The organism is Hymenobacter aerophilus DSM 13606, assembly GCF_000382225.1.
GTDB classification, from domain to species: domain Bacteria; phylum Bacteroidota; class Bacteroidia; order Cytophagales; family Hymenobacteraceae; genus Hymenobacter; species Hymenobacter aerophilus.
The window spans coordinates 66568-87447 of the sequence record NZ_KB907814.1 but is presented as its reverse complement, the minus strand read 5'-3'; the positions used below and the strand labels follow the sequence as shown (position 1 = coordinate 87447).

Genomic DNA, 20880 nt, shown 5'->3' with positions numbered 1-20880 from the left:
TGAGTATTGAGACTTTCGCGCCATGCACCAATATAAAGAGCTAAAGGTGTGGCAGAAGGCAATGAGCATCACGAAGCTCACGTATCAACTCTGCGCGGGTTTTCCTGATAATGAGCGGTACGGTTTGGTTTCGCAGATGCGGCGGGCGGCGGTTTCAATGCCCTCCAACATTGCGGAGGGCGCCGGCCGAAACTCAAAGCTTGAATTCCGACAGTTTCTGGCAATAGCCAATGGGTCGGCTTACGAACTGGAAACCCAATTGCTGCTTGCCAATTCATTTGGTTATATCTCGGCCGAAAGCCTCAATGCCATTTCCATTGAACTCACTGAATTGCAGAAAATGCTGTTTGGCTTGCAAAAGTCTCTGATTGAAAAGCAGTAGCGCTGGAACAGCATCTAACTACTCACGTCTCACTACTCAATACTAAGACATGAACGCATATATCGTAGCCGGTTACCGCACGGCCGTGGGCAAAGCCACCCGCGGCGGTTTCCGCTTTACCCGCCCCGACGACCTGGCCGCCGACGTCATCAAGCACCTCGTAGCTTCGGTGCCCGCCCTCGACCCCACCCGCATCGACGACGTGATGGTGGGCAACGCCGTGCCGGAAGCTGAGCAAGGCCTGCAAATGGGCCGCCTGATTTCGCTGCTGGCCTTGCCCATGAACGTATCGGGCCTCATCGTGAACCGCTACTGCGGCTCGGGCGTGGAAACCATTGCCATGGCCACCGGCAAAATCGCGGCCGGCATGGCCGACTGCATCGTGGCCGGTGGCACCGAAAGCATGAGCCTGGTACCCACTGTAGGCTGGAAAACTGTGCCCAACTACAACCTCGCTCAGAAGCACCCCGACTACTACCTCGGTATGGGCCTCACCGCCGAAGCGGTAGCTCAGGACTACAAAATCAGCCGCCAGGACCAGGACCAGTTCTCCTACAACTCCCACCAGAAAGCTATCAAGGCTATTCAGGAAGGCAGGTTCAAGGAGCAGATTGTGCCTATCACCGTCAACGAAACCTACCTCGACCAGGCCACCGGCAAGAAGAAAACCCGCTCCTACGTAGTGGACACCGACGAGGGCCCGCGCGCCGATACGTCGGTGGAAGTGCTGGGCAAGCTGCGCCCGGTTTTCGCGGCCAACGGCTCGGTAACGGCCGGTAATTCGTCGCAGACTTCCGACGGGGCGGCCTTTGTTATCGTGATGTCGGAGCGCATGGTGAAGGAACTGAACCTGGAGCCCATTGCCCGCATGGTGACCTATGCCACCGAGGGCATCGACCCGCGCATCATGGGCATGGGCCCTATCAAAGCCGTTCCGAAGGCGCTCAAGCAGGCCGGCATGAAGCTCCAGGACATCGACCTGTTCGAGCTGAATGAGGCCTTCGCTTCGCAAAGTCTGGCCGTGATGCGCGAGCTGGATATGGACCAGAGCAAGGTGAACGTGAACGGCGGCGCCATTGCCCTGGGCCACCCGCTGGGCTGCTCGGGCGCCAAGCTCAGCATCCAGCTGTTCCACGAGCTGCGGGCCCGCGGCCAGAAGTACGGCATGGTCACCGCCTGCGTAGGCGGCGGCCAGGGCGTCGCCGGCATCTACGAGTTGCTGAAGTAGTTTGCGACAGCTAAACAGGCCTTTGCCAATGGCTTTTCCGTTCTATGAAAGTCAGGGAGCTTAAGCGGCTGATTGAGGAAGATGGCTGGCGCGTAGTGCGTCAGTCGGGAAGCCATCAGCAATATAAGCATCCGACTAAAACCGGCTTGGTTACGTTATCGGGGCATAAGCCTTCGGATGAAGTACCGCCCGGCGCCTTGAATAGCGTTCTGAAACAAGCAGGCCTCAAGTGATATGAAAACTTACCTCGTCATCGTAGAAAAAAGCGACTCCGGTTACTCAGCCTACGTGCCTGATTTGCCGGGTTGCGTGGCCTTTGGCGAAACTTCAGCGGAAGCGGAAACGCAAATTCGAGCGGGAGTGGAATTTCATATCGAGGGTTTGCGACTCGAAGGGCTGCCGATTCCAGAACCAACTACGCAGGCCCTGACGCTTTCCGTAGCCGCGTAAGACTCGGTAAGCACTAAAATCGAAAACCCCGGAAGGCATTTCGGGGTTTTCTTTCCACAAAGTAGTCGGCAAGCATAACAAATTTTACTATCTTGCGCTACGAGTAACGGCCGCCATTCTAATCTAAAGTAGTAGGCAAGCCGAGTAATTTCCTCCTTCGATTTCCCACTTCAAATCTCACACTATCATGGAAGTAGCTAACCAGCTTGTAAAAGGCGGCGAGTTTATTATCAAGGAAACCAACGCCCAGGACGTATTTACGCCCGCCGACTTTTCGGAGGAGCAGAACATGATGCACCAGACCGCGGTGGATTTCGTGGACAAGGAAGTGTGGCCGTTGCTCGACCGCCTCGACAACCACGAGGAAGGCCTCATGCGCGGGCTGATGGAGAAATCGGGCGAGCTGGGCCTGTTCGGCGTGAGCATTCCCGAGCAGTTCGGCGGCCTCGATATGGACTTCCCCACTTCGCTCCGCGTGACCGAGGGCGTGGGTAAGGGCCACTCGTTCCCGGTGGCTTTCGCGGCCCACACCGGCATTGCCATGCTGCCCATCCTGTACTTCGGCAACGACGAGCAAAAGGCCAAGTACCTGCCTGGCCTCACCAACGGCGAATTGATGGGCGCCTACTGCCTCACCGAGCCCGGCTCGGGCTCCGATGCGCTGGGGGCCAAAACCAAGGCCATGCCCACCGAAGACGGCGAGCATTACGTGCTTAACGGCCAGAAAATGTGGATTACAAACGGTGGTTTCGCCGACGTATTTATCGTGTTTGCCCAGGTGGACGGCGACAAGTTCACCGGCTTCATCGTGGAGAAAAATACTCCGGGCCTGACCCTCGGCAACGAGGAGCACAAGATGGGTATCAAGGGTTCTTCGACTCGCCAGGTGTTCCTGTCCGACGCCAAAGTGCCGAAATCGGCCGTACTGGGCGAGATTGGCAAGGGCCACCTGATTGCTTTCAACATCCTCAACATCGGTCGTATCAAGCTGGCCGCCGCTTGCCTGGGCGCTACCAAGGCGTGCTCGACGCAGAGCGTGAAGTACGCCAACGAGCGGGTGCAGTTCAAGCTGCCCATCAGCAAGTTCGGCGCCATCAAGTTCAAGCTGGCCCAGCAGGCCATCCGCATCTACGCCGTCGAGTCGGCTATTTACCGGGCCGGTATGGACATTGCCCGCATGGAACAGGAGTTGCTCAGCCAGGGCCAGAGCCACAACGAGGCCCTGCTGGGGGCCGCCCGCGAATTTGCCGTGGAGTGCGCCATCCTGAAAGTAGAAGGTTCGGAAGTGCTTGATTACGTAGTGGATGAAGGCGTGCAGATTTACGGTGGCTACGGCTTCTCGGCCGACTACCCGATGGACCGCAACTACCGCGACTCGCGCATCAACCGCATTTTCGAGGGCACGAACGAAATCAACCGCATGCTGGCCGTTGATATGATTCTGAAGAAGGCCATGAAGGGCGAGCTGGACCTGATGGGCCCCGCCCAGGCCGTGCAGCAGGAACTGATGGCCATTCCCGACTTCAACCTGGAGGAGGAAACCGGCCTGTTCGCCGCCGAGAAAAAGACCATTGGTAAGCTGAAAAAGGCTATTCTGATGGTAGCCGGCACCGCGGTGCAGAAGTACATGAACTCGCTGGCCAAGGAGCAGGAGGTGCTGATGAACATTGCCGACATGGCCATCAAGGTGTACACCGCCGAAAGCGTGCTGCTGCGCGTGGAAAAAGAGGCCACGGCCAAAGGTGAGGAAGCCCTATCGGTGCAGATGGACATGGCCCGCGTATACCTCTACGATACCGTGGACCAGGTGAATAAAGCCGGCAAGGACGCAATTGCCTCCATGACGGAGGGCGACGAGCAGCGCCTGCTGGCCATGGGCCTCAAGCGCTTTACCAAAGCCGACCTGTTCAACGCCAAAGAGGCCCGCCGCCGCATTGCCGACGTGCTGATTGCCGCCAATGAGTACGCTTTCTAGAACCACAGAGTAGCGCTGATTTTTCGCTGATTAAGCAGATTCATTGGCTTTAGCCTAGTCCCGCCACAAATCGGCGGGCAGAAGTAACGAAACAGCCGCTCCCGGATTGGGGGCGGCTGTTTCTTTTGACTAGCTTACGGGCCTCGCACAACGCGGCGGCCGGATCTGCCGTTTGCGGAGGTTACTATCCCACCCATTTTTCTTTCCGATTATGGCCAACGAGCAAGCGAAGGGCAAGGCGTTCTACGACAGCGTCCTGCAGTTCTACGATCATGCGGCCAGCTTCTCGAAGCTGGACCCCGGCATCATCGCCCAGATTCGAACCTGCAACAGCATCTACAAGGTCAACTTTCCGGTGGAAGTGGACGGCCACGTGCAGGTGTTCGAGGGCATCCGGGTGCAGCACAGTCACCACAAGCTGCCCAGCAAAGGTGGCATCCGCTTCAGCATGCACGTGGATGAAGACGAGGTGATGGCCCTGGCCACGCTGATGACGTTCAAGTGCGCGCTCGTCGACGTGCCGTTCGGCGGCGCCAAGGGCGGCGTCAAAATCAACCCGCGCGAAACCTCGGTGCAGACGCTGGAGCGCGTGACGCGCCGCTACGCCAGCGAGTTGATCAAGAAAAACCTGATTGGCCCCGGCATGGACGTGCCCGCGCCCGATTACGGCACCAGCGGCCGCGAAATGGCTTGGATTGCCGATACCTACATGACCTTCAAGTACGGCGACACCAACGCGCTGGGCTGTGTAACGGGCAAACCCGTAGGCCAGGGCGGTATCCGGGGCCGGACCGAGGCTACCGGCCTGGGCGTGTTCTTCGGGCTGCGCGAAATGCTGATGGATGAGGTGATGACCAAAAAGGCAGGTCTGTTGCCGGGCATCGAAGGCAAGAAGATTATCGTGCAGGGCCTGGGCAATGTGGGCTACCACGCCGCCAACTTCTGCCATAAAGCCGGGGCGCTCATCGTGGGCATTGCCGAGCGCGAAGGCGGTATCTACAACGAAAAGGGCCTCGACGTACCCGCCGTGTTCAAGCACCGCCAGGATACGGGTTCAATCCTGGGCTTCGAGGGGGCCAAAGACCTGGAAGACTCGCTGGAATTGCTCGAATACGAGTGCGACGTGCTGCTGCCCGCCGCGCTGGAAAACCAGATTCACGAGGGCAACGCGGCCAAAGTCAAGGCCAAAATTGTAGCCGAAGGAGCCAACGGCCCTACCACCCAGCCGGCCGAGAAAATCCTACTGGAGCGCGGCATCCTGATTCTGCCCGACCTCTACCTGAACGCCGGTGGCGTAACGGTATCGTACTTCGAATGGCTGAAAAACCTATCGAACGTGCGCTTCGGGCGCATGGGCAAGCGGGCTGAGGAAGGCGCCATGCGCCGCCTGGTAGCCACCATCGAGCGCACTACCGGCCGCACAGTTTCCGAGGAGGAGAGGCAGTCCATCATCCATGGCGCCGACGAAATCGACCTCGTGCATTCGGGCCTCGAAGACACGATGATTACCGCCTACCAGTCTATCCGCAAGGTGATGGACGAGGTGCCCGGCATCACCGACATGCGCACGGCCGCCTTCTACAGCGCCATTGAGAAAATCGGCGTCAGCTACCAGTCGCTCGGCATCTTCCCGTAATATTGTTAGCTGTTAGCTGTTAGCTGTTAGCTGTTAGCTGTTAGCGCCCTTTTCCACATTTTTGGGAAGGGGCGCTTTCTCTTTTGAACTAACTTGAAACAGGGTCTCGTCTACAAAATCCGTGCAATCCGTGCAATCCGTGCAATCCGTTAAAATCCGTGCTAATCCGTGATCCTTACTTCAATACTATCTTGTTGAGCATCAGGGCTGCCGATTTCTTGCTGGGGCGGCTGACGCCGATGATGGTTTTGGGGTCGAGCCAGGTTGTGAAGTCCTTCACGTAGGCTAGGTTTTGGTCGGCCGCTACGTTCAGGCCCAGTCCTTTCGGGGCGCTTACCACGCCGGTAGCCACGTCTAGGCGGCGCAGGTAGAGGTCGGATTTGCCCTTGAGCTTCTCCCAGGTGAGCAACTGCACCTCGGAGCCGAATGTGGCGGCGCGGTAGCCAATGCTACTGTAGCCTTCGGCAGCGGGCGCCACCTGGTCTTTGGCCACGATGCTGCGCCAGCTCGGCGTCAGGAATTCGTTGTAGCCGAACAGGTGCAACTCGCGGGTGTGGCCGGGCGAGTTTTCACCGCCTTCCTCGTACTTCTTCTCGGCCAGCACCACCACCTGCTTGTCGTCGGTGAGCAGCACATCGGTCAGGTACACGTCTTCGAGGCGCTTGGCGGGCGCGCCGCCCACAGCCTTGTTCACCTCGGCCAGATAATCGGCATTGAGCATAATTTCCGGGGCAAACTTCATGTCGCTTTCGCCCGCGAAGTCAAATTTCACCAGCTTGAGGCTGTGGTAGAGGCCGGTAGCCCGCTCGTTGCAGATGGCGGCGGCGTACAGCGTGTTATCGGGCCGCAGCACGAAGCGCGAATCGAAGATGTTGACCACTTTGCCCCCAAACGTGCCACCCACCGATACCGACATCACCTTCACATCGGGCGAGTCGTTGCGGTAGCGACGCACGCTGAGCTTCTTCATCTGGTCGCCGGCCAGCGTCACGAACTGCGTGCCGTCGTTGCCCACGTGCACCGTCACGGAGAAAAAGTCGCCCTGATCGTGAAAATCGTAGGTGCGGTCCTTTAGCTTCTGCAGCTTTTCATCATACACGCTGGCGCTGATGGCTTTTATCTGGTTGCTTTGGGTGAGGTAGCGCCAGGCCACCAGCCGGCTGCCATCGGGCGAGAAGGCCACGCCGGGGCGCCGGTCGCGGGTATTGGCCTCCACCAGTTTTTGGGCCGGACTCTTGCGGCCATCGGCCAGCCCGATGGTATAGGCTACCAGGCGCTGGGTGCCCGCCGCGTTCTGGTGAACGACTACCGTGGCCTGCTCGCTGCTGTGGTTGAAACCATCCACGACTTCGCCGGCGGCCAGCGGCAGGGTGGTGCTCCAGCGGCGTTTCAGGTCGGCATCGTAGCGCTCCACGGCGTACTGGCTGGCGGCCTGATGGGCCAGAATCAGAAAGCCACCATCGGGCAGCGGCAGCGTTTTGCGGCGCACGCGCTGGTTGTAGCTGTCGGTGGTGGTTTCGGGCAGGTAGCTGAAGGCAGCCGATTTTACGCGCTGGGCCGAAGCCGGGTGGTAAGCCAGAGTGGCCAGCGCGAGGCCGGCGGCAAGTAGAAAGGAAAAACGCACGGGCAGTGAAAACTTTATAACGCAACGAGCCGTAGCCCGTAAAGTTGTACTCTTCAAAGGTACCTAACTTTCAGCTGAACAAATTCGCACCATATATCTGCAAGATTATAAAAGCCTTAGCTAGGTATTAGCCAACAAAGGAACTAATTTTGCAGCCCGAAAGGCAACCTCCCACGGGGGCTTTCGTTTTAATGGCCGCCGACCCCTAGCCCGCCCAACGCCCGGGTAGAGCCGCGCCACAGAATATGGATTCTTTCTCTGGCTCAAATCGGGTTTAACAGCCCAAAACAGAGCAAGCCCCGAATTCTGTACCTGCGCCGGAGCAGTTCTTGTTAGCTCATATTTTTCGCTTACCCAAAGTTTAATTGCCTTATGAAATCTTTACTCCGCTTTGCTTTAATGATTGCCCTTGTTATTGTCGGGAAACTCAACACTACCTCTGCTGACCCAGCCAAATCCGACCAAACCAACGAGCCGCTGTGGATAATTCCGGTGCATACTGCCACCATGCATAAAGCAACGGGTGAGGCAGCTTCGGAAACCGGCAAATTCCGCTCGTGGCATCTGTTGCGCGACGCCAGCGCCGACAGCGAATAACGGAAGTAACTTACTACTTGCGCTCAACGGCTCTTCGGGAGCCGTTTTTTGTGTCCTGCCGGTTCGGGCGCTTTAGCTGATTCGGCTCCAGTTAACAGCCGTGGCGGGCAGGCTCTCGATGTGGTGACGAATGGCCTGGTTGGCGGGTAGGGCCAGGTTGGGGTCGGCTTCCAGCAGGGCCTGGGCGGCAGCCCGGCTCTCGCTCAGAATGCGGCCGTCCTTGGCCAGATCGGCAATCAAAAGGTCGAGCACGCCGCTTTGCTGGGTGCCCATCAAATCGCCGGGGCCGCGCAGCTTCAGGTCGATGTCGGCAATTTCGAAGCCGTTGTTGGTGCGCACCATCGTTTCGATGCGGGTACGCGAGTCTTTGCTGAGCTTGTAGCCGCTCATCAGAATGCAGTAGCTCTGGTCGGCGCCCCGGCCCACCCGGCCACGCAACTGGTGCAGCTGCGAGAGGCCGAACCGCTCGGTGCTTTCAATCACCATCACCGAGGCATTGGGCACGTTTACGCCTACCTCAATCACGGTGGTGGCCACCATAATCTGGGTCTGGTTCTGCACGAAGCGCTGCATCTCGGCGTCCTTTTCGCCGGCCGTCATGCGCCCATGTACTATGCTGATCTGGAACTCGGGGAAGGCCCGGGCGATGCTTTCGTAGCCGTCCATGAGGTCCTTGTAATCGGCCATGGCCTCGCTTTCCTCAATCAGCGGGTACACGATGTACACCTGCCGGCCCAGCTTTATCTGGTCGCGCAGAAACTGGAACACCTTCAGCCGGTTCGAGTCGAAACGGTGCACTGTCACGATGGGCTTGCGGCCGGCCGGCAACTCGTCAATCACCGATACGTCGAGGTCGCCATAGAGCGTCATAGCCAGCGTGCGCGGGATGGGCGTGGCCGTCATCACGAGCACATGCGGTATCACGTGGGGGTTCTTCTGCCAGAGCTTGGAGCGCTGAGCCACGCCGAAACGGTGCTGCTCGTCCATAATGGTCAGGCCCAGGTTTTTGAACTGCACCACGTCTTCGAGCAGCGCGTGGGTGCCCACCAGCATGTGCATACTTCCGTCGCGTAGCTGCTGGTGCAGCACCCGGCGGGCGGCCGTACGGGTGGAGCCGGTCAGCAGCCCAATTTTGAGGCCCAGCAAATCGGCAAACTGCTTGAGGCCGGTGTAGTGCTGGTCGGCCAGGATTTCGGTGGGCGCCATCAGGCAGCTCTGGGCCCCGTTGTCGGCGGCCATCAGCATGGCAATAAAAGCCACGATGGTTTTGCCCGAGCCCACGTCGCCCTGCAGCAGCCGGTTCATCTGCTGGCCGGCGCAGAAATCCTTGTAGATGTCGTGGATAACCCGTTTCTGGGCCCCGGTGAGGTCGAAGGGCAGCACGTTCTTGTAAAAATGCACCAGCGTGGGCACCTCCTTGAAGATCTGGCCCGCCAGCGTGACTTTGCGCTGGTCGCGCTGGCGCAGCAGCTTGAGCTGGATGTAGAACAGCTCCTCGAACTTGAGCCGGAACCGGGCCGTCTGGAGCAAATCGGGCGTTTGGGGGAAGTGGATTTGCTGAAGCGCCGTGGCTTTGCCCATCAGCCCGTACTGCTCAATCAGGGCCGGCGAGAGGGTTTCCTGCACGTGGGGCAGGGCCAGCTTCAGCAGGTCGGCCATCATGCGGGCAATGGCCTTGCTGTCGACGCGATGGTAGTTTTTGAGCTTCTCCGACGTGTTGTACACCGGCTGCAGAAAGCTCTGGCCGGGCTTCTGCTCGGTTACTTCCTCCATTTCGGGGTGGGCCATCTGGGGCCGCCCGTTGAACATCGTGGGCTTGCCAAACACGATGTACTCCTGGTGGTTTTTGATGATTTTCTCCAGGTAATTCACCCCCTTGAACCACACCAGCTCCAGCTCGCCGCTGGCATCGGCCACCTTGGCCACCATACGCTTCTTGTGGCCCTCGCCAATCACCTCCCGGTTCCGCAGAATGCCCTTTATCTGCACGTACGGTAGGTCGTCGTGCAAATCCGCGACGTTGTAGAACTGGGTGCGGTCGAGGTAGCGGAAGGGGTAGCGCTGGATTAGGTCGCCGTAGGTGAACAGCCCCAGCTCCTTCTGCAGCAGCTGGGCCCGCTGCAGGCCCACGCCCTTCAGGTATTCAATCTTGGTCTGAAAAAAACTCATTATCGGAGCTGTTAGCTGATAGCTATTAGCTGCTAGCTTTTCACGGTTGGGGTATATCGACTGGTTCTCAGCGGAAGGCTAACAGCTATGAGCTATTAGCTAACAGCTCACTTGAAACGCAACGTGTTCAGCAGGTGCACCATATCCTGCTTTACGTACTCGATAACCGGGGCCAGCGAGTCGTTGGCGGTGGCGGTGCGGAAGTACAGGGCCCCCCGCAGGAAGTGGCGGGTGCTGTCGGTGGTGTAGAACTGAAACTGGCTGGGCACCTCGCCCTGCAGCTCGAACACGGTAGCCCGCAGACCGCCGGGCATCTGCAACACCCGCTCATCAATGGCCGAGGCCTTGATTTCGTGCTTGCCGGTGAGCTTGCGGGCGTCTTCGAGCAGGCGGTTGAAGCCCTGGCGGTCGGCCCGCACGTCGGCGTAAGTGAGCTGCACGTTGGCCTTGAGCTGCGGGTAGTACACGTTTATCCAGTGCGGCTTGGCCAGGTACGACGAATCGCGCAGGATTTTGGCCGCCCGCGAGTACTCGAACGTGTAGGGGTGGCCCGGCGCCAGCTGCTGGTAGCTGTGGGTCGGCAAATCGATGCGGTTGTAGCCCTTGGGCTTGGGCGTGAAGTCGGGCGTCGAGGTGCAGCCGCCCGCCAGCAGCAGGCCGGCTGCGGCCAGGCACCAAAAACCAGCAAATCGGGAAACGGCCATGCAGCAAAAATGAAACAAATGAACGAGTAAAGGTAACGATGAAAAGTGGCGTAACGTGCCGGCCCAAACGCACAAAGCCCCGGCACGGGGCCAGGGCTCTGGTATCTAACAGTAAGCCTGGGCTGGCCTAAAACGGCAGCTGGTCCAGTTCCGGCTCCTGCCGGAAGGTGACAGGCTCCTCGGCCGCGGCCGTGGCGGCGGGCTGGGCGGCAGACGCGCCGGTCCGCGAACCAAGGAGGGAAATTTCCTCGGCCACGATTTCGGTGACGTAGCGGGTCTGGTTGTCCTTGTCCTGGTACTGGCGGGTGCGGATGCGGCCCTCTACGTATACCTGCTGGCCCTTGCGCAGGTACTTTTCGGCCAGCTCGGCCAGCCCGCGCCAGGCGGCAATGTTGTGCCACTCGGTGCGCTCGACGCGGGTGCCCTGCTTGTCCTTATAGTACTCGTTGGTGGCCATCGTGAAGTTGGCGACGGTGGTACCGCCCTCCAGGTGCCGCACCTCCGGGTCTTTGCCCAGGTGGCCAATGAGGATAACTTTGTTGACGCTTGCCATATGTTTATGATTGAAGTGATTAAGCTTGGTGACAGATTGCCTTTCAGCTCAATAAAGATAAACACGAATATTGTAAATGCCAAGAAAATTGGCGAATTAAATGCGCTTATTGCTAATATAGTTAGTTATAAGGATGGATTTGGGCAACTGTTCGATTTCCGCGCTTTGGTAAGCCGCCAATCCAGCCGCTGAAGCCAAATCAGGCAACGGCTCAGCCAGCCACACCTCATGGAAACGCGCCTCCACTTTCTGGTGGCTTAGCACGTGGCGGGCGGCTACGGCAGGCTCCTCGGCCCGGTCGGTGGCCACGCGGCCGCCCAGCTGCTCCACGGCGGCCAGCAACTCGGCCCCAGTTAAATCAGCCGACTCAGTTTCGTGCAGGGCAAAGTCGTAGAGGCCTTCCCAGATGTCCTTGGGGCCGCGCTTGCGCAGGTACACCGTATCGGCGTGGCGCAGCACTAGGTAGTGGAAGTAGCGGATGCGGGCGGCCTTGGCCTTGCTTTTCACCGGCAGCTCGGCCACCAGCCCATGCTGGAAGGCAAAGCAGCGGCTTTGCAGCGGGCAGAACATACAGTCGGGCTTGGCGGGCGTGCATTGCAGGGCCCCAAACTCCATAATGGCCTGGTTGAACTCGGCCGGGTGCTCGGCCGGAATCAGCTGGTCGGCCAGCTGCTGAAACTTCCTGCGGCTGGCGGGCGCGGCAATATCATGGGCCAGGCCGAACACCCGCGCCAGCACCCGAAACACGTTGCCATCGAGCACGGCCACCTGCTCGTCGTAGGCAAAGGAGGCCACGGCGGCGGCCGTGTACTGGCCCACGCCTTTGAGCTGCAAAAGTTCGGTGTAAGAGCCGGGGAATTGGCCGCCGAACTCGCTCACTACCTGCTGGGCGGTGTGGTGCATGTTGCGGGCCCGCGAGTAGTAGCCCAGGCCCTGCCAGTGGCGCAGCACCTCATCGGGCGGGGCGGCGGCCAGGGCCTGCACGGTGGGGTAGTTCTGGCTGAAGGTCAGGTAGTAGGGCAAGCCCTGCTTCACGCGGGTTTGCTGCAGAATCACCTCCGATAGCCAGATCAGATACGGGTCGCGGGTGTGGCGCCAGGGCAGGTCGCGGCGGTGGCGCGGGTACCAGGCCAGCAGGGCGTGGGCAAACCAGGAATAGGAATCCGGCGTTGTGGATGGAGCAGGAGAGAAGGTCAAGTTTTTGATATATAATTAGTTGAATGAAGGCGGGGGTAAAAGCCGGATTGTAGGGCAACGGTTTGTAATCCAAAAAAAGGGGGCTACCTTTGTGGCCCTTAAAACGTGGGCAAACTCTTACCGGGCAAGTGCTTACGTTCTCAGGACGGCACCCGCTGCCAACCCTTTTTTTTTCACCCTTAGTACACTTACCCGTGACTAAAGCAGAAGTAATTGCCGAAATTGCCGACAAGACCGGCATCGAGAAAGCCGACGTTTCGGCTACCGTAGAAGCCTTCTTCAAGGTCGTAAAAGACTCGATGGCCGACGGCAACAACATTTACGTGCGCGGCTTCGGCTCGTTTGTAAACAAGAAGCGCGCGAAGAAAGTAGCCCGCAACATCTCGAAAAACACGTCCATCATCATCGACGAGCACTACATCCCGAGCTTCAAGCCTTCGAAGACCTTCATCGGTAAAATCAAAAACAGCAAGAAAATCAAGGAGATGGCCGCCTAAGCGGAGTTCAGCCTTTCCGTTGCCGGCCCGGCCGCCGAAACTTCCTTTCGACACAGGAAACCCCGGCGGCCGGTCCTTATTTCCGCCCTGCCCATGGCCGTTAGCACTTCTTCTTCCAAGCATCAACTTCTGATTCTGGCTTTGGCCCTGGCCCTGGTCGCCGGCTTGTTTCTGCTGCCGAAGGTGATTGTGAAACCCAAGGACGGCCAGCCCACGCTGGCCCAGGACGGGGCCGCCACCGCCAACCGCGACCAGGGCGCTGCCGCGCCCAACGTGGGCGAGCTCGACGAGCACGGCCACCCGGCCGGCAGCCACGACGAGCCCAACGGCCCAACCGCCGAACAGCCCCACATGACGATGCCCGCCGCCCAGCGAAAGGAAATCAGCACGCTGGTGGCTAAGTACACGGCTACGCAGGACATAGGCGCGAAGCTGAGCGTGGCCCGCGAGCTGGCCGAAAAGTATAAGAAGGTGGAGCGCTTCGACAGCGCCGGCTACTACCTGGAGCAGATTGCTTTGGTACGCCCCGGCGAACAGGCTTTCCAGCGCGCCGCCGACCAGTACTACGAGGCCTACAGCTTTGCTACCACCGAGGCCCGGCAGAAACTGCTGGGCGCCAAGTGCCGCGAGCTGTACGAGCGGGTGCTCAAAAACAACCCCGACAACCTGAATGCCAAAACCAACCTCGGCATGGCCTACATGTCGTCTGAGAATCCGGTGAAGGGCATCTCGCTGTTGCGGGAAGTTTTGGCGGCCGACCCCCGCAACGAGAATGCGCTCTATAACCTTGGTTTACTGGCCGTTCAGAGCAATCAGTACGATAAAGCGGCCGAGCGTTTCAAGGAACTGACCGAAGTCAATCCGAAAAACGTCAACGCGCAGTTCTATCTTGGCGTTTCGTTAGCCCAGACGGGCGCGAAGCAGGAGGCCCGCAAAGCCTTCCTGGCCGCCAAAAGCATCAGCTCCGACCCGTCATTGGCGGCGTCGGTAGATGAGCAGCTGCAGAAACTCCAGTAACCTGTTGGTTTTTGGTGGATGGTTTATGGTTTTTGGCCTAACAGGCCTGACCTGAAAGCCAAAAACCATAAACCAATCACCAAAAACAAATAATCAACCACTTAACCCCAACAACATGCCTTGCGGTAAAAAAAGAAAGCGTCATAAGATTGCTACTCACAAGCGGAAGAAGCGTCTGCGCAAGAACCGTCACAAGAAGAAGTAAGCCCCCGCGGGGTTTGCCGACGGCGCTTTTCAGCTGAAAAGCGCCTGTCTATTTCTCACTTAGGTTCTTCCGATGGTCAGAAACGTGCTTTCCCCAAGGCTCCTGAGGGAAGCTGGCGCCCATTTGCGCCGGCTTCCCTTTGCGGGTTTCGGGGCCGGGGCGTTTGCTGAAATCAATCAGGAGCACCTTCCTAACCGCTTAATCCATTGAGTAACGAATTAATCATTAATTCTACTCAGGACGGAGAACGGATTGCCTTGCTTCAGGACAAGCGGCTCATCGAATACCATTTCGACCGCAACGACACCGCTTACTCAGTGGGTGACATTTTCCTGGGCACGGTCAAGAAAGTTATGCCCGGTCTGAACGCCGCGTTCATCGACATCGGGTATCAAAAAGACGCCTTTCTGCACTACGGCGACCTGGGGGAGAGTTTCCCCTCGCTCGTAAAGTGGGGCAAGGGCGTTCAATCGCAGAAAATTACCGTCGGGACGCTGAAAAACTTCCAGTTTGAAGCGCCCCTCGACAAAGTAGGGAAAATCGACACCGTACTCAAGAAGGGCCAGCAACTGGTGGTCCAGATTGTGAAGGAGCCGATTTCCACCAAAGGCCCGCGCCTGTCCACCGATATTTCGATGGCCGGCCGGTATCTGGTGCTGGTGCCGTTTTCCAACACCATCAGCGTGTCCAAAAAGATTGTCAGCCGCACGGAGCGGGACCGGCTTAAACGCCTGATTGCCTCCATCAAGCCCGACAATTTTGGCGTGATTATCCGCACCGTGGCCGAAGGCCGCGAGGTGGCCGAGCTAGACCGAGACATGCAGAACATGACCGAGAAGTGGAACACGCTGGCCGAGAATCTGCGGGTGGGCAAGCCCAACGACAAGATTCTGGGCGAGCTGGGCCGCACTTCGTCCATGCTGCGCGACATGCTCAACGAGTCGTTCGATGCCATTACCGTGGACTCGCCGGCCCTGTACGAGGAAATGCGCAGCTACCTGCAACAGATTGCCCCCGACAAGCTCGGGCTGCTGAAGCTCCACACCGGCAAGGTGAAAGTGTTTGAGCAGCACGGCATCGAGAAGCAACTCAAAACGCTGTTTGGCAAGGCCGTAACGGCCCCCGGCGGCGGTTACTTGGTTATCGAGCACACCGAGGCCCTGCACGTCATCGACGTGAACTCGGGAAACAAGAGCAACCAGGAAGGCGACCAGGAGGCCACGGCCCTAGCCGTGAACCTTGCGGCCGCCAAGGAAGTAGCCCGCCAGCTCCGGCTGCGCGACATGGGCGGTATCATCGTCGTCGATTTCATCGATATGAAATCGGCCGAGAGCCGCAAGAAGGTGGAGGATGCGGTGCACAGCGTGATGAAACACGACAAGGCCCGGTATACCATCCTGCCCATCACCAAGTTTGGCCTGCTTCAGATTACCCGGCAGCGCGTGCGGCCGGCCGAAGCCATTGTAACCGGCGAGGTGTGCCCCACCTGCGGCGGTACGGGCAAGATTTCGGCTTCCATCCTCGTGACGGACGAAATCGACAACAGCATCGACGACCTGCTGGTAGCTCAAAACCAGTCGGGTATTACGCTTTCAGTGCACCCTTTCCTGCACGCCTACTACACCAAAGGGTTGGTAAGCCGCCAGATGAAGTGGTACCTGAAGTATTACAAGTGGGTAAAGGTGATGAAAGACACCAGCATGGGTCTCACCGAATACCGCATCGAGGACGAAAACGGCGAGGAAATCGAGCTGCATTCGGCCGCGGCGGCCATGAGCCGGTTGCAGGACCGGGAATTGGAAATAGTTGAATAGATAATAGATAACTGACGGATTTTTTCTGCGAAAAAAACTCCTCCTGATAGAAGAAACCCCCGCGCTGCTCAGAGCAACGCGGGGGTTTTTCGTTGAGGTTGGTACGGGGAGAATGTCATTCTGAGTAGCGCGAAGAATCTCGCGTGCAATGGCAAATCTGTCGTAAGAAATTACTTTGGCACGCGAGATTCTTCGCTGCGCTCAGAATGACACCCGTTTCTGAACCTCTAAAACTTAATGCCCAGGTCCAGCGCGAACTCGCTGTTCTTCAGTTCGGCGTCCCGGATGCCCAGGTTCTTTTCGAAGTACTTGTCGATGTTGAGCAGGCCGCGATGGTAGCTGATGCCGGCCAGAAAGCGCGTGCTCTGGCCTAGCTGCCGCTCGATGCCGGCTCCGAGGCGCAGGTTGGCATCGGGGATGATGACGTGCTTGGTGGCCTTGGTGCGGTTGCCGCTTACGGGGCTGGTGTAGTACTTGTCGCCATCGACGCGGGCCCCGATTACGCCGCCCACCGCTGCGCCGAGTTGGAAGTACACCTTGGTATCCTCGGCCACATCGTTGGTGAACAGCTTCACCGTGAGCGGCACCTGCAGGTACTGCAGGCCCAGTTTCTGCTCGTAGCGCCGCTGGCTGTTGTCATCGTAGTAGCTGAGCTTGCCGCCCTTGCCCACCAGCTCCAGGCCGGTGCTGAAGGCGTAGTTCTGGCCGAAGAAGTAATCGACGATGAGGCCGCCGCCGAGGCTGAGCTTGGGGCTTTCATCCTTGAGCTTGTCCCCGTTGGGCGAGGCAGCGCGCAGGCTGGTGACGGAGGGCGACACCTTGAGGCCGATTTCGACCTGGGCGGAAGCCGTACCGAACGTGGCGGCGCTGATAACGAGGGCGAGCAGAACCTTTTTCATGGCAGAAGCGGAAAAGCGGTGAGGAAGCGCCGGGGGCCGGCAGATTTGGCTACTTTTGATTCAAAGATAGAACCACGATGCCTATTTCTGCCCGTTTGCGTCTGTTTCCGCTGCTGGCGCTGGCCGCCGGCCTGAGCCTGGGAGCCTGCTCGAAGAACGACGACCAGTGCGAGCTCAGCCCCGAGGTGGCCAAAGTGCAGGCGCCCGTCAAGCTCGAACGACTCGAAAAGCCCTTCTTCAAGCTGAAAACTGCGGCCGACGCCGACCAGTTTCTGCAGCAGCACGGGCTGTTTGCGCGGCAGTTTCTGCAGGCCGGGCAGTACCCGCCGGGCGTGCTGAGCGCCACGCTGGCCCGGCTGGCCACCAACGTCGGCCTGCAGAAGCTCGGTGCCCAGGCCGACAGCACCTTCCGCGGCCCGCAGCTGCAGCAAAACCTGACGCAGCTGTTCCAGCACGTGCGCTACTACTACCCCGGCTTCCGGGTGCCGCCCGTGCGAACCTTCGTGAGCGGGCTGAGCCAGGATTTGTTTGTCAATGACAGCCTGATTGTTATCAGCACCGACTACTTTGTGGGGCCCACAGCGGCGTACCGGCCCAACGTACCGGCCTACATTCAGCGGCGCTACACGCCCGAGCACCTGCTGCCGGGCGTGGCGCTGGCCATCAGCACCAAGTACAACCAGAAGCCCGCCGCCGGCCAGACCATGCTCGGCGAGATGGTCCACTTCGGCAAAGCCCTGTATTTCGCCCAGCAGATGCTGCCCTGCACGCCCGACTCGCTGCTAATGGGCTACACCGACGCCGAAATGGCCGGCGTCGAGTTCAACGAGGGAAAAATCTGGGCCCATTTCATCGAGAAGAACCTGCTCTATAGCACCGCCCCGTTCACCGTCCAGAAGTACATCGGCGAGCGGCCCAACATTCCGGAAATCGACAAAACGGCCCCCGGCCGGGTGGGGGCCTGGCTGGGCTGGCAGATTGTGCGCAAGTACATGGCCGAAAACCCCAAGGTGACGCTGCCCCAGCTTATGGCCGAAAAGGACGCCCAGCGCATCCTCAATCAGTCGCGCTACCGGCCCAAGGTGAACAGCGGCCGGGTAAATAGCTGAGCGCTTGGAATTAGGGATTAAAAGTGGAAATTAACGCTCCGCGACTTTCAACCGTTAATTTCTCCGCCCCATGCTCACGAAAACCTTTGGCTCGGCCGTGCAGGGCGTGAATGCCTACACGATTACGATTGAAGTGGTCGTGTCGCAGGGAACCGGGTTTTTCGTGGTGGGCCTGCCCGATAACGCCATCAAGGAAAGCCAGCAGCGGGTGGAAGCGGCCCTCAAGTTTCGGGGTTACCGTATGCCGCGCACCAAGGTGGTCGTGAACATGGCCCCGGCCGATATCCGTAAGGAAGGCTCAGCCTACGACCTGCCCATCGCGCTGGGCATCCTGCACGCCTCGCAGCAGCTGGATACCGAGCGGCTGGCCGATTACGTGATTATGGGCGAGCTGGCGCTGGATGGCGGGCTGCGGCCGATAAAGGGCGTGCTGCCGATTGCCATTCAGGCCCGCAAGGAAGGCTTCAAGGGCTTGATTCTGCCCCGCGAAAATGCCCAGGAGGCCGCCATTGTCAATAGCCTCGACATCATTCCGGTGGGCACCATGCAGGAGGCCGTCGACTTTCTGGAGGGCCGGCAGGAAATTGCGCCGGTCGTGGTGAGCACCCGCGACCTGTTTCAGCAAACCGCCAACCAGTACGAGGCCGACTTCGCCGACGTACAGGGCCAGGAGAACATCAAGCGGGCCTTGGAAATTGCCGCCGCCGGGGGCCACAACGTGATTATGATTGGCCCGCCCGGCGCGGGCAAAACCATGCTGGCCAAGCGCCTGCCCAGCATTCTGCCCCTGCTGAACATGCAGGAGGCGCTGGAAACGACCAAGATTCATTCGGTGGCCGGCAAGCTCGGCAGCCACGCCTCGCTTATCCACACCCGGCCGTTTCGGGCGCCGCACCACACCATTTCCGACGTGGCGCTGGTGGGCGGCGGCAGCAACCCGCAGCCGGGCGAAATCTCGCTGGCCCACAACGGCGTGTTGTTTCTGGATGAGCTGCCCGAGTTCAAGCGCACGGTGCTGGAAGTGATGCGCCAGCCGCTGGAGGAGCGCCGTGTAACCATTGCGCGGGCCAAGCTCAGCATCGAGTTCCCGGCCAACTTCATGCTGATTGCGAGCATGAACCCCTGCCCGTGCGGCTACTACAACCACCCCGAAAAGGAGTGCGTGTGCGGCCCCGGCGTGGTGCAGCGCTACCTCAACAAAGTAAGCGGCCCGCTGCTCGACCGGATTGATTTGCACGTTGAAGTAACGCCTGTCACGTTCGACCAGATGACCGAAACGCGCCGCGCCGAGGACAGCCGCACCGTGCAGGCCCGGGTGGCCGAGGCCCGCCAGCGCCAGGCCGCCCGCTTCGCCGACTTCCCCGAAATCCATTCCAACGCCCTCATGCCTTCGCAGATGGTGAAGGACATCTGCCGCATCGACGAGGCCGGCCGCACGCTGCTGAAAACGGCTATGGAGCGCCTCGGCCTCTCGGCCCGCGCCTACGACCGCATCCTCAAAGTAGCCCGCACCATTGCCGACCTAGCCGCCGCCGAACACATCGAGCTGCCCCACCTGGCCGAAGCCATCCAGTACCGCAGCCTCGACCGCGAAGGCTGGGCGGGATGAGGTGAGGTGGTGAAATGGTGAGTTGACGTTCCGCAGGCCTACCGGCGCAAATGGGCCGCGGGAGTCAGATTCACCTCAATAATGCCTGGGCCCTTGGGCCCTCAAAACATCAACTCACCATTTCACCACCTCACCATCTCACCATCTCACCGCATGTACCACGCCATCGTCAAACCGCTGCTGTTTAGGCTCGATGCGGAGAAGACGCACCACCTAGTATTCGACAACCTGAAGCGGGCCTACCAGCTGCCGGGGGCAGGTGCTGCTGCGCGGCCTCTACGACTTTCAGCACTCCAACCTGGAGCGGGAGGTGTTCGGGCTGCGGTTCCGCGACCCGGTGGGGCTGGCTGCGGGCGCTGGCTGAAACGACGCCTTAGTATTGCTGAAGGCCTTCTGGACACGTGTGAATCTGGTTAGGAAGCCGGGCGGTGGTATACTGCGCTCCACGAATCATGACGGATTATTGCCTGCCGATTCCCGAGCAGCTCTAGCAATTTGCGTAATGAGGTTGTGAAAAATATATTCTAACAATAACCCGAAAATACATCTGGCTATTTAATGAGTTGGAGGTGTTTAATAATTTATTAAGTTAAATTGTAAATCAGAATGGTTTTAGTTGTATTTAGCTGGTTTAAAGCTGTTTGAAAGGTGCGTTTGGTCTTGGATAAATTGATGTTCACATAAGGCATATGATTATTAATTTGGATGTTAATTAAACATATTGTATATTTGTACTATATCAAAAATATATTTTTCACCAAGCCATATTAAATGCAGTACGCCATCAATGAAATTACCAGCATTCCCAACAATCAAGTAAAGAAGCTCCAGGAGCAGGGCATTAAAACTGCCAATGAGCTACTGGACGCCGGCCGCACCCCGGCCGACCGCCGGGCGCTGGCCTCCGCCACAGGCATCGAAGAAATCAAGCTTTTCAAGTGGGTGAACTACGCCGACCTGACCCGTATCGATGGGCTGGACCCGGAGCTGACCACGCTGCTCGAAGAGGTAGGCATCACCACGATGCTGGATCTGCGCGGCCGCTCGCCGTTCAGCCTCCACAGCAAAATGGTTTCCACCAACCAGAAGCGCAATTTGGTAGATGAAGTGCCCGATATGCTCCACATGGCCGACATTGTAAACCACGCCAAAAGCATGGAGCCCGAAGTGTTTTACAAGGACTAACGAAGCCACGCGGCGGCGCAGCCGGCGGTA

General features: G+C 58.9%; 19 protein-coding genes. 13 read left to right on the top strand and 6 right to left on the bottom strand.

The window, feature by feature from the left end:
* Nucleotides 1–22: 22 nt before the first annotated feature.
* From H145_RS0112260 to H145_RS0112245, 6 genes are all read left to right on the top strand, one after another.
* A complete protein-coding gene (locus H145_RS0112260; RefSeq protein ID WP_019948449.1) occupies nt 23–382 on the top strand; it encodes a four helix bundle protein in 360 nt (119 codons plus the stop codon).
* Between the two features lie 49 nt (nt 383–431).
* Nucleotides 432–1610 carry an acetyl-CoA C-acyltransferase gene (locus H145_RS0112255; RefSeq protein ID WP_019948448.1) on the top strand — a complete coding sequence of 393 codons (1179 nt, stop codon included), beginning with the start codon at nt 432–434 and terminating at the stop codon, nt 1608–1610.
* Between the two features lie 44 nt (nt 1611–1654).
* Nucleotides 1655–1843 (top strand): type II toxin-antitoxin system HicA family toxin, encoded by a 189-nt coding sequence (locus H145_RS23355; protein WP_019948447.1) that lies wholly within the window; start codon nt 1655–1657, stop codon nt 1841–1843.
* A 1-nt stretch (nt 1844) separates the two neighbouring features.
* The gene (locus H145_RS23350) at nt 1845–2060 is read left to right on the top strand and encodes a type II toxin-antitoxin system HicB family antitoxin (protein WP_071595179.1); all 216 of its coding nucleotides are present in this window, start codon (nt 1845–1847) and stop codon (nt 2058–2060) included.
* A 187-nt stretch (nt 2061–2247) separates the two neighbouring features.
* The gene (locus H145_RS0112250) at nt 2248–4035 is read left to right on the top strand and encodes an acyl-CoA dehydrogenase family protein (RefSeq protein WP_019948446.1); all 1788 of its coding nucleotides are present in this window, start codon (nt 2248–2250) and stop codon (nt 4033–4035) included.
* A gap of 211 nt (nt 4036–4246) precedes the next feature.
* Nucleotides 4247–5671 carry a Glu/Leu/Phe/Val family dehydrogenase gene (locus H145_RS0112245; RefSeq protein WP_019948445.1) on the top strand — a complete coding sequence of 475 codons (1425 nt, stop codon included), beginning with the start codon at nt 4247–4249 and terminating at the stop codon, nt 5669–5671.
* Nucleotides 5672–5846: 175 nt separating this feature from the next.
* On the opposite strand, the gene H145_RS0112240 is transcribed toward H145_RS0112245, so the two are convergent.
* The gene (locus H145_RS0112240) at nt 5847–7295 is read right to left on the bottom strand and encodes a hypothetical protein (RefSeq protein ID WP_019948444.1); all 1449 of its coding nucleotides are present in this window, start codon (nt 7293–7295) and stop codon (nt 5847–5849) included.
* Nucleotides 7296–7667: 372 nt separating this feature from the next.
* On the opposite strand from H145_RS0112240, the gene H145_RS0112235 reads away from it, so the two are divergent.
* On the top strand, nt 7668–7892 hold the full coding sequence (locus H145_RS0112235) for a hypothetical protein (protein ID WP_157541492.1): 225 nt from the start codon (nt 7668–7670) through the stop codon (nt 7890–7892).
* A gap of 72 nt (nt 7893–7964) precedes the next feature.
* Here H145_RS0112235 and recG read toward each other — a convergent pair whose 3' ends face one another.
* The 4 genes from recG to mutY form a co-directional block, all read right to left on the bottom strand.
* Entirely contained in the window at nt 7965–10061 is a 2097-nt protein-coding gene (gene recG / locus H145_RS0112230) for an ATP-dependent DNA helicase RecG (protein WP_019948442.1), read from the bottom strand.
* A 107-nt stretch (nt 10062–10168) separates the two neighbouring features.
* Nucleotides 10169–10765: a gliding motility lipoprotein GldD gene (gene gldD, locus H145_RS0112225; protein WP_019948441.1), complete on the bottom strand. Its 597-nt coding sequence runs from the start codon at nt 10763–10765 to the stop codon at nt 10169–10171.
* A 127-nt stretch (nt 10766–10892) separates the two neighbouring features.
* Complete coding sequence (locus H145_RS0112220; RefSeq protein WP_019948440.1) at nt 10893–11318, bottom strand: single-stranded DNA-binding protein; 426 nt, start codon at nt 11316–11318, stop codon at nt 10893–10895.
* A 96-nt stretch (nt 11319–11414) separates the two neighbouring features.
* Nucleotides 11415–12515, bottom strand: a complete 1101-nt coding sequence (gene mutY, locus H145_RS0112215; RefSeq protein ID WP_019948439.1) for an A/G-specific adenine glycosylase — start codon at nt 12513–12515, stop codon at nt 11415–11417.
* A 194-nt stretch (nt 12516–12709) separates the two neighbouring features.
* On the opposite strand from mutY, the gene H145_RS0112210 reads away from it, so the two are divergent.
* The 3 genes from H145_RS0112210 to H145_RS0112200 all read left to right on the top strand — a co-directional run bounded on the left by H145_RS0112210 (nt 12710) and on the right by H145_RS0112200 (nt 16048).
* Nucleotides 12710–13012 carry an HU family DNA-binding protein gene (locus tag H145_RS0112210; RefSeq protein ID WP_019948438.1) on the top strand — a complete coding sequence of 101 codons (303 nt, stop codon included), beginning with the start codon at nt 12710–12712 and terminating at the stop codon, nt 13010–13012.
* Between the two features lie 93 nt (nt 13013–13105).
* Nucleotides 13106–14029 carry a tetratricopeptide repeat protein gene (locus tag H145_RS0112205; RefSeq protein ID WP_033426197.1) on the top strand — a complete coding sequence of 308 codons (924 nt, stop codon included), beginning with the start codon at nt 13106–13108 and terminating at the stop codon, nt 14027–14029.
* Between the two features lie 411 nt (nt 14030–14440).
* Nucleotides 14441–16048, top strand: coding sequence for an Rne/Rng family ribonuclease (locus H145_RS0112200; protein WP_033426196.1), 1608 nt, complete (start codon nt 14441–14443; stop codon nt 16046–16048).
* Between the two features lie 227 nt (nt 16049–16275).
* On the opposite strand, the gene H145_RS0112195 is transcribed toward H145_RS0112200, so the two are convergent.
* Nucleotides 16276–16947: a porin family protein gene (locus H145_RS0112195; RefSeq protein ID WP_019948435.1), complete on the bottom strand. Its 672-nt coding sequence runs from the start codon at nt 16945–16947 to the stop codon at nt 16276–16278.
* A 77-nt stretch (nt 16948–17024) separates the two neighbouring features.
* On the opposite strand from H145_RS0112195, the gene gldB reads away from it, so the two are divergent.
* The 3 genes from gldB (at nt 17025) to H145_RS21145 (ending at nt 20850) form a co-directional block, all read left to right on the top strand.
* Nucleotides 17025–18056, top strand: coding sequence for a gliding motility lipoprotein GldB (gene gldB, locus H145_RS0112190; RefSeq protein ID WP_071595178.1), 1032 nt, complete (start codon nt 17025–17027; stop codon nt 18054–18056).
* Nucleotides 18057–18126: 70 nt separating this feature from the next.
* Complete coding sequence (locus tag H145_RS0112185; protein ID WP_019948433.1) at nt 18127–19665, top strand: YifB family Mg chelatase-like AAA ATPase; 1539 nt, start codon at nt 18127–18129, stop codon at nt 19663–19665.
* 771 nt (nt 19666–20436) lie between these two features.
* Complete coding sequence (locus H145_RS21145) at nt 20437–20850, top strand: DUF4332 domain-containing protein (RefSeq protein ID WP_019948431.1); 414 nt, start codon at nt 20437–20439, stop codon at nt 20848–20850.
* Nucleotides 20851–20880: the final 30 nt, after the last annotated feature.

Bases quoted from the DNA above. Each gene is read 5' to 3' on its own strand.
- recG (WP_019948442.1), bottom strand. From the start codon at position 10,061: ATGAGTTTTTTTCAGACCAAGATTGAATACCTGAAGGGCGTGGGCCTG.
- H145_RS0112255 (WP_019948448.1), top strand. From the start codon at position 432: ATGAACGCATATATCGTAGCCGGTTACCGCACGGCCGTGGGCAAAGCC.
- H145_RS0112250 (WP_019948446.1), top strand. From the start codon at position 2,248: ATGGAAGTAGCTAACCAGCTTGTAAAAGGCGGCGAGTTTATTATCAAG.
- gldB (WP_071595178.1), top strand. From the start codon at position 17,025: ATGCCTATTTCTGCCCGTTTGCGTCTGTTTCCGCTGCTGGCGCTGGCC.
- H145_RS0112220 (WP_019948440.1), bottom strand. From the start codon at position 11,318: ATGGCAAGCGTCAACAAAGTTATCCTCATTGGCCACCTGGGCAAAGAC.
- H145_RS0112245 (WP_019948445.1), top strand. From the start codon at position 4,247: ATGGCCAACGAGCAAGCGAAGGGCAAGGCGTTCTACGACAGCGTCCTG.
- H145_RS0112185 (WP_019948433.1), top strand. From the start codon at position 18,127: ATGCTCACGAAAACCTTTGGCTCGGCCGTGCAGGGCGTGAATGCCTAC.
- H145_RS23355 (WP_019948447.1), top strand. From the start codon at position 1,655: ATGAAAGTCAGGGAGCTTAAGCGGCTGATTGAGGAAGATGGCTGGCGC.
- H145_RS0112205 (WP_033426197.1), top strand. From the start codon at position 13,106: ATGGCCGTTAGCACTTCTTCTTCCAAGCATCAACTTCTGATTCTGGCT.
- H145_RS0112260 (WP_019948449.1), top strand. From the start codon at position 23: ATGCACCAATATAAAGAGCTAAAGGTGTGGCAGAAGGCAATGAGCATC.
- H145_RS23350 (WP_071595179.1), top strand. From the start codon at position 1,845: ATGAAAACTTACCTCGTCATCGTAGAAAAAAGCGACTCCGGTTACTCA.
- H145_RS0112195 (WP_019948435.1), bottom strand. From the start codon at position 16,947: ATGAAAAAGGTTCTGCTCGCCCTCGTTATCAGCGCCGCCACGTTCGGT.
- H145_RS0112235 (WP_157541492.1), top strand. From the start codon at position 7,668: ATGAAATCTTTACTCCGCTTTGCTTTAATGATTGCCCTTGTTATTGTC.
- gldD (WP_019948441.1), bottom strand. From the start codon at position 10,765: ATGGCCGTTTCCCGATTTGCTGGTTTTTGGTGCCTGGCCGCAGCCGGC.
- H145_RS21145 (WP_019948431.1), top strand. From the start codon at position 20,437: ATGCAGTACGCCATCAATGAAATTACCAGCATTCCCAACAATCAAGTA.